Source organism: Aquimarina spinulae (assembly GCF_943373825.1).
Taxonomy (GTDB): Bacteria; Bacteroidota; Bacteroidia; order Flavobacteriales; family Flavobacteriaceae; genus Aquimarina; species Aquimarina spinulae.
The window spans coordinates 408,604-422,620 of the sequence record NZ_CALSBP010000001.1 but is presented as its reverse complement, the minus strand read 5'-3'; the positions used below and the strand labels follow the sequence as shown (position 1 = coordinate 422,620).

Sequence of the window (14,017 nt, the reverse complement as noted above, 5' to 3'; positions counted from 1 at the left end):
CTGGACTCCATTTTAAATAATACACTTAGAAAATTAAAATAAATTACTCTCTAATTATTTTACCTGTTGTTTTGTTTTTGGAAACTGAAATCGTATAAAAATACATTCCCGATTCTAGTTCACCGATATCAAAACTCTTAACACTTTCTCCTCTTTGAAGCCTGTCATTCTGAAAATTATAAACTTCAATTCCATTAGTATTAAATATCTGGAATCTGAAATAATCAGAACCTGATTTAGAAATAGAACCATCTAAGGCAACATTAATTATATTTCCAGAAATAGGATTAGGAAATACTTTCCCTACACTATTTTGTGCATTAGCAGCTCTGGCACCTAATCCATCCAAATATGCTCTATGGCTTGAAGAGAAGGTAGAATTATTTACCAAATCCCAATTAATAGACCAGGTCATTAAACCTCTAAAACTAGGATATGTAGAACTAGTTGTATACGTTCTTCCTGGATAAGAGGTTCCTTTAATCAAATAATCCAGTGCTTGTTGTACAACAGCTTCAGAAGTATATCCGCTTCCTGCTGCTTGAGTAGTAGCAGGTAATCCAATAGCAACCTGATCTGCTCTAAGTCCAGGAAATGTAAGTCCAGTTTGTGCAACTGGGAAACCAGTAATTAACATTTCTGCCATAGCCACATGAAAATCTGCAGTGGCTGGCTGGTATATTTTTCCATCTCCTCCAAACATAGAACCTGTATTATAGTGCTGTACATGAATATAATCCATTTCATTACGTAGTGCATGAATAACAGGTAAATATGCTCCAAAAATTCCAGAATAATTCCCATATGCACCTTGTACATACGCCGTTTCTGGAGCCATACTTAATATAAATCTATTTGCACCTATATTGGTTCTAATGGCTTTTGTAGCAGCAATAAGATTTTTGATCTTTGCTGTAGTTGGATTCCTGAAATCAGAATCTCCGCTACCTAGTGAAAGGGAGCTTCCTTCTAAATCTATATCCAATCCATTAAAGCCATATGTATTGATAATATTAGTCATAGAACTTACGAATAAATTCTTTTCAGTTTCATTATTCAATTCTACTCTTGCATTAGCACCTCCAATAGAAATTAGTACTTTTTGTCCTCTACTCTTTACAGTAGCAACATCATCTATAAAAGCCTGAGTATTTCCATTATAAATACTATATGGACTAAATAGCATATCGGCTGTACTTCCCGCTTTAGGTTCTGCAAATGCAACACAAATCACATCCCAATCTCTGGATACCTCGCTCAATCTTGGTGTAGTAGAACCATTATCAAAATTATGCCAGTACCCTACCAGTATTTTTCCTGGTAAATTATTATTTCCTCCTCCTGTACTGCTTCTAATTACAACTGGATCAGAAGTGGTTTGATTATTCTCATTATCGGTTGCTACTGCAGTTAAAGAATAACTACCAGATTGTGCGTTGGTAATTGTATAAGAATACGGATTAGTAGTATCTTCTCCTAGTTTTGTAGTTCCATTAAAGAATTCTACTTTAGTAACGGTTCCATCATCGGTTGCGGTTGCATTAACAACAACAGAACTATCAGCAGTATATGTTGCACCATTTGAAGGAGATGTGATATTTACTACAGGAGCACCTCCTGTTCCTCCTCCACAATCACCTGTCTTTGACCAAGCTGATTGCCAATGAGCTCCAGTACCTGGTGCATATGCCCATGCTGCCGCAGAAGAACACCACCCCGGAATATTACATTTAAACTTCTCTCCTTCATTTTGTACTTCCTGATCTTTACTATATGAAGTTCCTGCAACATATTGTGGTAACCCATCACAATTACCATTTCCTACTGTAGTCACCGAAATTGATATCGCAGAAGAAGTTGAAGTAGCTCCTCCATTATCAGTAGCCTTAGCTGTCAATGTATAATTTCCTACAGATGCGTTAGAAATTGTATATGCATAAGGACTACTAGTATCCTCTCCCAGTTTTGTGGTTCCGTTAAAGAATTCTACTTTAGTAATAGTCCCGTCACTATCAGAAGCGTTTGCCGTAACAGAGATTGAAGTTCCTTCGTTAAAAGAGTCATTATTATTTGGTGAAGTAATCGTAACTGTTGGAGGAGTATTATTAACTCCATTAACGGTAATATTTATTACTGAAGATATGGTCGATGCTCCTTGGTTATCGGTTGCTTTGGCTGTTATTGCATAATTTCCTGCAGAAACATTTTGCCAAACATATTCATAAGGACTAGAAGTATCTTCTCCTAATTTTGTACTACCGTTATAAAATTCAACTTTAGATACTGTACCATCTGTATCTGCTGCACTAGCAGACATTGTTACAGACGCTCCTTCTTGAAACGAGCTATTATCACTTGGAGAAGTAATACTTATAGTAGGACTCGTATTAGGAGTACCACCGGTACAATCTCCTGTTTTTGACCAGGCATCCTGCCAGTGGGCACCAGTACCAGGTGCATATGCCCAAGCCGCAGCAGAAGAGCACCATCCTGGAATATTACATGTAAATTTTTCTCCTTCATTTTGTACTTCCTGATCTTTGCTATAAGAAGTACCTGCTACATATTGTGGTATTCCTGTACAGTTTCCTCCTCCAGTATCAGCAAGCGTAGTTGCAGTTGCAGTATTACTAAAACCAGATTGATTATTTGCAGCATCCTTTGCTTTTATTCTAAAAGAATACGAGGTGTTTGCTGTTAATCCAGTTACTTGATGAGAAGTACCAGTTGCGGTAGCAACAATAGTATTTCCCTGGTATATATCATATCCAGTTACAGCTACATTATCGGTAGCAGCATTCCAGGCAAGATCTACTGTAGTTTGTGTAGCATTTGATGCCCCTAAACCAGTAGGAACAGAAGGTGCCTGTGTATCAGTACCCCCTCCATCAAAATTGATGTCACTAGTCGAATAAAATGCTTCTGGACTGTCTGATCTTTGCCAAACACTATAAATAACATGTTTACCTGTCCTAACAGGAAGTGTTACCGGAATATTAACAATTCTTTCTGCTCCACTTGGAGGTGTTCGTACTAAAAGTTCAAGGCTATCCCACGTTAATGGCTGATCCGGTGTCCAGCTTGCTTTGGTTATATAAACTTCATAATAAGCAGTTGCATGAGGAGCATGATTTGTCCAAGTAACTGTAAATGGCCCTGGAGAAACTTTTGTCGACACCCAATCAGATCTAACTTGATCCATGCCTCCGTATTTTTCGGGCCTGCCGCCGCTAGCCAGATTTCCATCCATCACATATTGCTGATGATTACCATTAGCATTCGCTTGATTAATTTCACTCCAATCATACAATGGCTGTGTGCCATGAGAGGCTACTGCTGCAACACAAGCCGCAGAATCTGGACTTTCAGGGTCTTCCTGAAAACAATTCCAAACACGACTTGGAGGGTATGTTACTGTGCCATGGGGAAAAACAGATAGAATTACTGTTAGAAATAAGGTCGTACAAATTAACTGTCTCCATGAACAATTAATTTTAATAAAATTTACTGAGTTTGTGTGTTTTTTAAACATGGTTTTACTGGTATTTAAGTGTTATATCGAAATATACAAGCACTCGAATTGACGAATTTTAAGATTCAAAAACATCAATACGCACAACAGGTTGATAAATAATTCAACCCATCAAAAAATCTGTAATCGTAATTTATATAATAAGATTCTTAATAGTAACCATAAAAGAGTAGAAGAAATACCCTTTTATGGTTTCAAAACTATTTTAAATTAATTTGATACTTTCATTTTACCATATTCTTTTTCTTTTCCTATAGTAATCGTATATAAGTACAAACCAGTTTTTAGAGAACTAATATCAAATGTTTTACCATTCTGCCCATTCATCACATTATTTTCAAAATCTAATAATTTAGTTCCGTTAAGGGAATGTACTTCAAATCTAAATTTAGAGTTAGACTTTCCAGAATTTATCATCACATTTATGATACCATTTTCAGTAGGATTCGGAAATACGCTAACCGTAGAATTTCTTACTGTACAGTCTCCTGTCTTTGACCAAGCTAATTGCCAATGAGCTCCTGTACCAGGTGCATAAGCCCATGCTGCTGCTGAAGAGCACCATCCTGGAACATTACATTTAAACTTTTCGCCTCCATTTTGCACTTCCTGATCTTTGCTATATGAAGTACCTGCAGCATATTGTGGTAATCCTTCACAATTACCATTTCCTACTGTAGTCACCGAAATTGATATCGCAGAAGAAGTTGAAGTAGCTCCTCCATTATCAGTAGCCTTAGCTGTCAATGTATAATTTCCTACAGATGCGTTAGAAATTGTATATGCATAAGGACTACTAGTATCTTCTCCCAGTTTTGTGGTTCCGTTAAAGAATTCTACTTTAGTAATAGTCCCGTCACTATCAGAAGCATTTGCCGTAATAGAGATTGAAGTTCCTTCGTTAAAAGAGTCATTATTATTTGGTGAAGTAATCGCAACTGTTGGAGGAGTATTATTAACTCCATTAACGGTAATATTTATTACAGAAGATGTGGTCGATGCACCCTGATTATCGGTTGCTTTGGCTGTTATTGCATAATTTCCTGCAGAAACATTTTGCCAAACATATTCATAAGGACTAGAAGTATCTTCTCCTAATTTTGTACTACCGTTATAAAATTCAACTTTAGATACTGTACCATCTGCATCTGCTGCATTAGCAGTTATTGTTACAGACGCTCCTTCTTGAAACGAGCTATTATCGCTTGGTGAAGTAATACTTACAGTAGGACTCGTATTAGGAGTACCGCCACTACAATCTCCTGTTTTTGACCACGCATCTTGCCAGTGAACTCCAGTACCTGGCGCATATGCCCAAGCTGCTGCAGAAGAACACCATCCCGGAACATTACATGTAAATTTTCCACCTTCGTTTTGCACTTCCTGATCTTTGCTATAAGAAGTACCTGCTACATATTGTGGTATATTGGTACATCCTCCTGTATCACTAGTAACTGTTATAGAAATAGTAGTGGAAGTTGTCGTTGCATTCTCATTATCTGTTGCTTTTGCAGTCAATGTATAATCACCTGCTGATGCATTAGAAATTGTATACCCATAAGGGCTGCTGGTATCTTCTCCTAATTTTATGGTTCCGTTATAGAATTCAACTTTAGAGATCGTTCCATCACTATCAGATGCATTAGCAGTTATAGCTATTGATACTCCCGCTGTAAACGAATCGTTATTATTAGGTGAAGTAATATTTACTGTTGGCGGTGTATTTGTACTATTACCAACAGATACAGAAACGGCAGAAGAAGTCGTGCTAGCATTACCATTATCTGTTGCTCTTGCCGTTATTGTATAACTCCCGGCAGGAACATTAGACCACGAATACTCATATGGTGATGTAGTGTCCTCTCCTAATTTTGTGGTTCCATTATAGAATTCAACTTTAGCAATAGTTCCATCACTATCAGATGCATTAGCTGTTATAGCTATTGTTGCGCCTTCAGCAAAAGTAGAATTATTAGCTGGTGCTGTTATATTAACTGTAGGAGAAACATTTCCTCCTGGCCCTCCATTTGCAAAAACTTCATTGATTTTATTCACCAAAGGAGATTTTACATTAGACCATCTTTTAAGTTTTCTACCAAAAGAAGTTGCTGTACCTCCAAATTCAAGATCACCATAAACTGTCCAAATAATAGTCCCGGCAAGCTCATTATCATTAATAAACTGAGCTTTAATAGCAATAGACTCTTCATCATCATAGCTTAAAAAATATTTACCATTTACCAAATAAGGAACCTTAGCTTCATTATCCCATTTTCTGGTCCAACCACTATTAGGAGATAAGGCTTTTTGTTTGATAAAAAAGTAATTAGGAGTACCATCATAAACTTCTTTCGGCCAATTTGTATAATCTGCAGCGGTTTGTATTGGTCCATCTGGTTGTACAGTTTCTGATCGTTTTACTGTTGTTGAATTAAGATCAGCAGTTCCTTCTGTTACCACACCCCTGCCGTAGAATGGGGCTCCAAAACATATTTTGTTTTTAGGAACTCCTGCTTCAACAAGTTTTTGTAAAGTAGATTGCCAGTTAAAGAAAGGTACTTCTGCTCCTGTATACGGATATACTGGTGCATTATGTCCTGCTTTATTAGACCAACCACCATTATAATCATAAGTCATCATGTTAAAGTAATCCATATTAGCAACTACTCCAGACCAATTAAATCCATCCAGTTTTCTTGGATCTGCAGCCATAGCCGATGTAATTAATTTTGTAGGTCCTATAGCATTACGAATTTCTTGTAGTAAAGATTCAAAATTCGCAAAATCTGCCTGACTACCTGTAAAATTCATTCCTGAAAATGGTCCTGGATATTCCCAGTCTAAATCAATTCCGTCGAAACCAATATTGATTAATCTTTTACAGTCTTCAATAAATTTTGCTCTTTTTACAGGATCGGCAGCCATTTCTGGGAAATGTTTACACATACTCCATCCTCCTATAGAGGCCATTACTTTTACTCCTTTTTGATGTGCAAGATCTAGTAACCCCAGAGCTCCATTTTCTTTTTTAAGAGGTAATGGTAATCCTCCGCTTAGTCCCCAGACAGGATGTGTCCATGTACTAGCTCCTACTTCTACTTGAAAGCCTTGAGCTTCTGCCCGTGCTTTTATATCAGCGTTTACATAGTTTACATATTCTAACTCCCCGAATAAGAGGTGTAAATCCCAACTACTATACAAATCTGTATAAAATAAATCAGCAGGTTCTTGTGTTACACCATCTTGATATATATTCTTATTTCTATGATCGCCACTATGTAAAGAACCATCACGAGCCACTCCAAAAAATGAATAATTTAGAATCGTGTATTTAGAATAATCAATATTTAAATGTGTAAGAGCTCCGGCTTCAGGTACTCCTGCAGTATTGGTTTTCCAGGCGTCCCAGTTGGTAATATACCCTATAATCTGTTTTTGATGATCAGAAGTGGTAGCACTTCCTCCCGTGTTCACTTGTGCAAAAGCAATGCTTGAAACGCACATAAAAATGAAAAGCAAAGATGTTTTCAGATACAAATCTCGAAAACACCAAGCCTTAAAAGTTTGGTTTAATTTTTTCATAATTTCTTACCTTAAGTTATAAATGGTTTGTGTTATTATTTACGAAAACGTTGTAGTTTTCAATGAAAAAATAGAAAGAACTCGGGGTTTAAAAAAACTAATTAGCTGAATGACTTAAAACTGTAGATTTTCAGAAGAAAAACAGGAATAAGATGCATATTACTTATATTCTATAATTTCTATAGGAAAAAGAGATTAGCTTAAAAAAACCTTTTAAAAAGAAAACAATAAAAAAGAATAAATCAGGTTACATACCCAGATAGGAAGTAAGATTTATTCATAAAAAAAAGAGTAAATAACAACTATTTATTTATAGAATAATCTCTAAAAGACTATACAATGAAAGTAAAATGTTTACTTGTAGATAACGACCCTCTAGCTATCAGTGCTTTAAAAAAACACTTGGCACATTTTGAGCATTTCGAGGTAGTTTTTGTTTGTAATAATGCTGTTGATGCTTTTAATTTTATTCATGAAAATTCGATTGATTTAGTTTTTGTCGATATTTATACGCCCATGGTTAATGGGTTAGAATTTATTAAAAACATACACAATCCTCCTCTTATTATTATAACTTCTTCTGATGAAGATTATGCTGTACAAGGATTTGAATTAGGAGCTATAGATTATTTAATAAAACCCATCTCTTTGAAGAGACTCGTAAAATCTTTACACAAAATATCCAGGACATTAAATACGGTAAACAAACTGCCATATACATCTTCATTAGAAGATCACATTTTTATTAAAGTAGATAAGAAAATGATAAAAATATATTTTGAAGATATTTTATATATAAAAAGCCTTAAGGATTATGTTATTATAAAAACGGATCACAAAGATTATGTAACACATTACAATTTATCTGCAATTACCAGGCTACTACCAGAGTATCTTTTTATAAGAATACACAGATCATATACTATCGCCATTAATAAAATTAAGGCAATTGATAAAAATTGTATCGAAATCGATGATAAATTACTTCCTATGGGAAGAAATTATATAAAAAAGGTTAAAGGTAAAATCATAAATGGGGTTACCGTTTAAATCAAAAAAAGATCCGGATATACCCGGATCTTTAGTATGTATAAATGACTAACATCTATTCACAACATAACAAACAAAATTTTAATCGGTATATTGTTTAGCACCGTATTTTCTAACTAAACCTTCATTTTTGTTGCCTATCAATTCTGCAATAAACCGAATTGTTGTTTTCATAACAATGAAGTTTTAGAGTTTATATTACTGTTAATGAATCTGCCAAATCAGGGTCTTAGAATACACTGAAAAAAAAATCGTTGAGCTTGTGTTAGCGAATCAATGCGTCATAGACCCATTATTTGGCAATTTTCTATTATTCAATTTTATTTTTTAATTACTTTTTTGGTGATTACTTCTCCGCCTATATTTATTTTGTAGATATAGATTCCACTTTTAAGAGTCGATAAATCTTGTGTAAAATCTCTACTTCCTGTATATTCTCTTAAAGATTTTGTGTGCATTAATTTACCATAGATATCATATACATCAATTTTTATCCATGATACTTCAGAAACTGTTATCTGATATTTTATAACATCATCTACCAACGTTTGAAATGCAACAGAAGACATATTTGGATTACTCTGAACACAGTCTGAAACAAACTCCCACACAGAACTACTGCCAGGAGTTTCACCTTCTGTCCACCATTTGGCTTTATAGATTTTTTGGCTATGGTATACTTGATCCCCGCTATTATAAGCAATAGATGTTATCCATTGTGGAGATCCACAAAAATCTCCGCCACCAGAACCACCATTACAACTAGAAACAAATTCCCAAACAGAGCTACTTCCCGGAGTCTCCCCTTTCGTCCACCATTTATTGGTATAGAGATTCCCGTTATAACTTACTTTTTGTCCTGCTGTAGCATATACCTTATCAGATTGCCATTCTGCTATTCCATCACAACTTCCTCCCACTACTTTTTCTTTCACAGTAAACGTAACAACCACCTCTGTAGATAGTCCTTCATTATCTGTACCCATAATTTTATAGGATACTTCACCAAAAGCGCTGGGAGTCCAGTCTGTAACATATTGAGTCCCATTTACAGTTGGAGTAATTTCAATATTATTTACAACAAATTTAACAGAGCTTACCTGGGTATCATCTGTTACTGTAGCTTTTAACTGAATTGATGACAATGCTGTTTGTTCTATAACATCTGCATTTTTTGGTTCGATTAGAGTTATCGATGGAGGTGTATTACCTCCCACTACTTTCTTCTTTACTGTAAAAACAATTGTCTTTTCTGAAATTGCATTTTTATTATCTGTAGCAGAAGCAATGAGCGTTACTTCACCAAATGCTGCAGGAGTAAAACTGGCTGTATAGCTACTTCCATTTGCTGTAGCACTAATGTTAGTCGTATTGTGCTTAAACACAAAAGATTGAATAGTCCCATCTGAATCTGTAGCGCTGGCTTTTAATGTTATTGGAGACAATTCTTCCAATTCGATAACTTGTCCATTTGTGGGAGCTTCCCACACTACTGTTGGTGAATTGTTTATAGGATCAGTGTTTCCTGCAGCCTCATTTACTGCTTTAAGAATACTTGAAGACGAATTATAATCGGTATCTTGTGTAAGTTCCCATATAATTAATCCCTGATGCCCATACTGTTTAGAATATTTAATTTTTTCTGCAGCTAATTTTGGTGTGTTATAGTATATTTTTTTTTCCATTTTCTCCTATGTATCCTCTTAATTTTTTAGGATCCTTAGGGTCATAACTTGTAGCTGCATTAGCAAAATCTTTTATGATATCCTTATAAGGAACAAATTTAGCTCCATTCCCTCCATCAGGCTTTTTTTCAGAAAAATCATAACCATATACTGGTAACCCGAAAGCTAATTTAGCTTTTGGTACATTAAATCCTCCTGCATGATTCCAGGCTGGTGGAGCAAATCCCATCCAATATTCTAATGCATCTTGGGCAGAATAAATTGGATTATCTGCTGTTTGTCCTTGATAAGTCCCTTGTTCTACTTTATAAAGAGAAGAATGAGGTCCTTCTGGAGATTTATCCCATGATCCTGTAAAATCATAAGACATAAGACCAATCCAATCCATATGGTCTGCCATACCATCATCATAGTTATTTCCATACCATGAAGTTCCAAAAACAGCAGCTGTAATTAACTTATTAGGTATTTTGGCTCTTAATTTCTGGCTTAATTTTGTTAACCCAATACCCGCGGGGTGAGGACCTTTATCAGCATCTCCCCATTTGCTTCCTCTTACTCTTCCTCCCTGGTCTGAAGTCCCACTAATGGCCGGGTCTGCCCACCAACATTCCATATCCAAATCAACACCATCTAAATCATTTTGAGTAACATAATTAGCAATCAATGTTGCAATTTCATCTAGTTTGCTATCATTGTTTTGATATTTGGTCATTAACCATAGAAATGCATAATCGGTAGCTCCTCCTAATGCAACAGATACTTTTACTCCTTTGGCTTTAGCTTTTTGAAGAACTCCCAAATCGTTAAGAACAGAATCTACTTTTCTAGATTGAAACTCATCAAAAGATATAGAAGCAAAATTTGAACTATTATAATCGTTATTATTTTGCTTAAACATCAAAAAAGAAATATTAAGATGTGTTACTACCTCTGGATTAAATTTATTTTTGATATCATAATCAGCAACCCAGGTAGGCAGATACCCTATAATTCGTTGTTTACCAGAATAATCCGGACCTAATCCTCCATCACCACATGGTCCTATTAGTTCCCAGGAGCCGGCTCCCGGAGCATCATTTGTATAGTATTTGCACTTATAATTAACATTATTATAAGAAACTTCTTGTCCTTGTTTATAAGGGACTTTACTTGCATCCCACTCTGCAGAGCAGGTAGGAAAATTGTATTGTGCGTGCATCAATAGCGCACAAAAAAACATAAATAAAAATGTATAAAAATTTTTCATGATTAGTGTGATTAATTAATTCGAGTTTTTATATGTATAATCGGGTAGTTAAATCAGGAATAGATAACTACCCGAAATGGTTCCTTACTAGTTAATTTTTAAGGATTTTCTCAAAATAAACATCGTCATTTATATATATTTTAAATACATAAAGACCATTTTTGAGATTTGACAGATCATGTGTAAATGATTTTAGTGTCTTTGTCTGGATTCCATTAAATGATTGTGTGCTTATCAATTTTCCAGAAAGATGATATAGGTTAATCTTAACCCATGATGTATTATCTGTTTTTATTCTAAAATTTACAATATCCTGGGTTACCGTAGGAAAAACAGAGTACTTATTTGAAGTTATTTCAGAATTATTTTTACCACAAGCTCCAATTTTTGTCCAGGCCATTTGCCAATGCGCTCCTGTACCGGGGGCATATGCCCATGCTGCAGTAGATGAACACCATCCCGGAATATCACAACTAAATTTTTCTCCTTCATTTACTACCTCATCATTTAATCCATAAGAAGTACCTGCAACATACTGTTGTATATCTGCACAATTCCCATTTCCTCCGCCACTAGTTACTGTAATTGCTATTGCTGAAGAGGTTGAAAATGCCCCTTTATTGTCTGTTGCTTTTGCCGTTAACGAGTAATTTCCTACTATAACGTTTTCGAGTGTATAACTAAAAGGGCTAGCGCTACTTTCTCCTATTTTACTATTATTATTAAAGAATTCTACTTTCGTGATGGTGCCGTCGCTATCAGATGCATTTACCGTGACAGGAATCGAAGTGCCTTCTTCAAAAGAGGCATTATCTCCCGGAGAAGTTATACTAACAACGGGAGGTTTATTATTTCCTCCTGTTGTTTTTTCTTTGACAGTAAAAGAAATTGCTTTTTCTGAGGTATTATTTTGATCATCTGTGGCAGATGCTGTAATAGTAATTTCTCCAAATGCAGTTGGCGTAAAACTAGCGGTATAGATATCTCCTGAAGCAGTAGGAGTAATATTAGCATTATTATACTTAAAGACAAAAGATTGAACAGTTCCATCGGTATCAGTAGCACTGGCTTTTAAAGTAATCGGTGCAAGTTCATTTTGTTCTATAACTTGTCCATTACCTGGCGATTCCCAAGTTATCACAGGACTACTCCCATTAGAAACACCGCATTCTTTTACAAATTCCCATACAGTATCGCTTCCCGGGACATTACTACTATCGGCATACCATTTATTTTTATAAACATTATTGTTATATTTCACATAGTTATTCTTGTCCTTATAAATCCTTGAAGCATTCCATTCGGGCACTTCCTGGCAGTCAAGATTTACTCCATCCCAAATAATAATCTTAATTTCTGATGTTGCCGTTATACCATTTTCGAATACCGCATTAGCGCTTAAAACATGGCTTGCATAGCTAGATGGTGTCCAACTAAATGTTACTCCATCAAAAGTTTGATTCCCTATAGCGGTAGTAACACTTACTAGTTTTGTATTTTTTTCGTCTATAGATAAACTTACAGAAATTGGAGAAAATGTAGATTGCTCAAACATTTGATTATTTCTGGGATTGGTAAATGTTACCTGAGGTTTTTGTGCACAGGGTTCTGCGGTTAAATCAGCAGAGTCTCCCCCATACTTAGACATATCTTTACATCCACAATCAGAAAGATCATGAACTCCATCCATATCTGTCCCTATTTGGTAAATACCCGTAAACCTTTCGTAGTATCCTATTCTATCTAACACCTGAGGTTTTTCTGTACCTTGTCCACATTCTACGCCTCCATTAATAATATTTACAGTCATCCCTAATCCCGGAATTCTATTTTTTGTTTTGTCTAACTCATTAGGAGTCCATTTGTTCACCATTACATCATGAGCTGATGGTTTGGGATATTGAGGCGTCATCCAAAACCAAATAGCAGTCTGAAAAGCCAAAGCAGCATCTTCGATTACTTTTTCCGGATGATCCAAAAGTATTTGCTTATCTCCAAAAATGAATTCACTGGCAGGGCCATAATTATAATTGTATGATAACTGTATGGGGCCTCTTCCTTTATATGATTTCCCCGGAGTTGGAGGATAATTTGTATCTGGAGAAGCATAAGAAGCATCTGTAGGTTCTTCACGAAAGTGTAAACCCCAAGAAAACTGTCCACCTGGAGCAGTTGACCACCCCCCGGTAGTCTCGTGAGAGATATTAGCAAAAAAAGCTGTAATTTCTCTTTTTCTGGTCTCGAGACTTCCTTCTCCTAAAAAAGATCCATAATCTACTTTTTTGGTAACAATTTCTTTATCAGCATTTCTTGGTGCATCAAAATCTACATCGGTTCGAATCACTTTTGATACACCTGTAGTCTTATCAGTACGTGTAACTCTATAAGCGTTCGTACCACATCTTCTATCAAAGGTTACTTCGATTTTGCTCATTCTATTAATGGCCTCGATAAAAGATTCGAAAGTATAAAAATCATCTTTTGGGTCTAGTACCCAAACACCACCTCCTGTGTCTTTGGCACCAAAACGATACGGAAACAAAGTGTTCCATAAATCTTTATTTATCAAATCATTAACTTGATATAGTGGATTTACAGGTAAAGGTTTATCCAGAGAGAAAGAATCAACTGTTTTTGATATCTCGGGATATGTATTATCATCGTTAGAAAAGGTTAGGTGAATAGTAAAAAGTAATACAGTAAAAATCATAATCCATGATTTCCTACCTAAAACCTTTTGGTTTTTTGGAGTGGTGAGTTTGTGTGTCATTGTTAAAACAATTTTGTGTTAAGTTGTTGGTTATCTTCAAGTTATTAAAAAACCTGATCTCAAAATACCACTTTTACGTCCTCTTAGAGAAATAAATTATACGAGTGACACTTTTTAGCACACAAAAACCATCATATTGGCAATAAGTG

6 protein-coding genes are annotated in these 14,017 nt (G+C 35.4%); 1 reads left to right on the top strand and 5 read right to left on the bottom strand.

Translation table 11 applies throughout. From position 1 onward, the window contains the following. Window positions 1–43: 43 nt before the first annotated feature. Both NNH57_RS01930 and NNH57_RS01925 read right to left on the bottom strand, forming a co-directional pair. On the bottom strand, window positions 44–3,532 hold the full coding sequence (locus tag NNH57_RS01930) for an Ig-like domain-containing protein (protein ID WP_108808575.1): 3,489 nt from the start codon (window positions 3,530–3,532) through the stop codon (window positions 44–46). 210 nt (window positions 3,533–3,742) lie between these two features. Continuing rightward, entirely contained in the window at window positions 3,743–7,114 is a 3,372-nt protein-coding gene (locus NNH57_RS01925) for an Ig-like domain-containing protein (RefSeq protein ID WP_108808574.1), read from the bottom strand. 339 nt (window positions 7,115–7,453) lie between these two features. Between NNH57_RS01925 and NNH57_RS01920 the strand changes: the two genes are divergently transcribed. Continuing rightward, window positions 7,454–8,164: a LytR/AlgR family response regulator transcription factor gene (locus tag NNH57_RS01920; protein WP_074407875.1), complete on the top strand. Its 711-nt coding sequence runs from the start codon at window positions 7,454–7,456 to the stop codon at window positions 8,162–8,164. Between the two features lie 320 nt (window positions 8,165–8,484). Here NNH57_RS01920 and NNH57_RS01915 read toward each other — a convergent pair whose 3' ends face one another. From NNH57_RS01915 to NNH57_RS01905, 3 genes are all read right to left on the bottom strand, one after another. Next, window positions 8,485–9,849 carry an Ig-like domain-containing protein gene (locus tag NNH57_RS01915; protein ID WP_254504087.1) on the bottom strand — a complete coding sequence of 455 codons (1,365 nt, stop codon included), beginning with the start codon at window positions 9,847–9,849 and terminating at the stop codon, window positions 8,485–8,487. Further along, a complete protein-coding gene (locus tag NNH57_RS01910) occupies window positions 9,827–11,098 on the bottom strand; it encodes a glycosyl hydrolase family 18 protein (RefSeq protein ID WP_254504085.1) in 1,272 nt (423 codons plus the stop codon). Before NNH57_RS01910 ends, NNH57_RS01915 begins: the two co-directional genes overlap by 23 nt. A 91-nt stretch (window positions 11,099–11,189) precedes the next feature. After that, window positions 11,190–13,868 carry a glycoside hydrolase family 19 protein gene (locus NNH57_RS01905; RefSeq protein WP_108808572.1) on the bottom strand — a complete coding sequence of 893 codons (2,679 nt, stop codon included), beginning with the start codon at window positions 13,866–13,868 and terminating at the stop codon, window positions 11,190–11,192. Window positions 13,869–14,017: the final 149 nt, after the last annotated feature.

Excerpts from the sequence above, each read along its gene's own strand:
- NNH57_RS01930 (WP_108808575.1), bottom strand. The coding sequence starts at position 3,532 with ATGTTTAAAAAACACACAAACTCAGTAAATTTTATTAAAATTAATTGT.
- NNH57_RS01925 (WP_108808574.1), bottom strand. The coding sequence starts at position 7,114 with ATGAAAAAATTAAACCAAACTTTTAAGGCTTGGTGTTTTCGAGATTTG.
- NNH57_RS01920 (WP_074407875.1), top strand. The coding sequence starts at position 7,454 with ATGAAAGTAAAATGTTTACTTGTAGATAACGACCCTCTAGCTATCAGT.
- NNH57_RS01915 (WP_254504087.1), bottom strand. The coding sequence starts at position 9,849 with ATGGAAAAAAAAATATACTATAACACACCAAAATTAGCTGCAGAAAAA.
- NNH57_RS01910 (WP_254504085.1), bottom strand. The coding sequence starts at position 11,098 with ATGAAAAATTTTTATACATTTTTATTTATGTTTTTTTGTGCGCTATTG.
- NNH57_RS01905 (WP_108808572.1), bottom strand. The coding sequence starts at position 13,868 with ATGACACACAAACTCACCACTCCAAAAAACCAAAAGGTTTTAGGTAGG.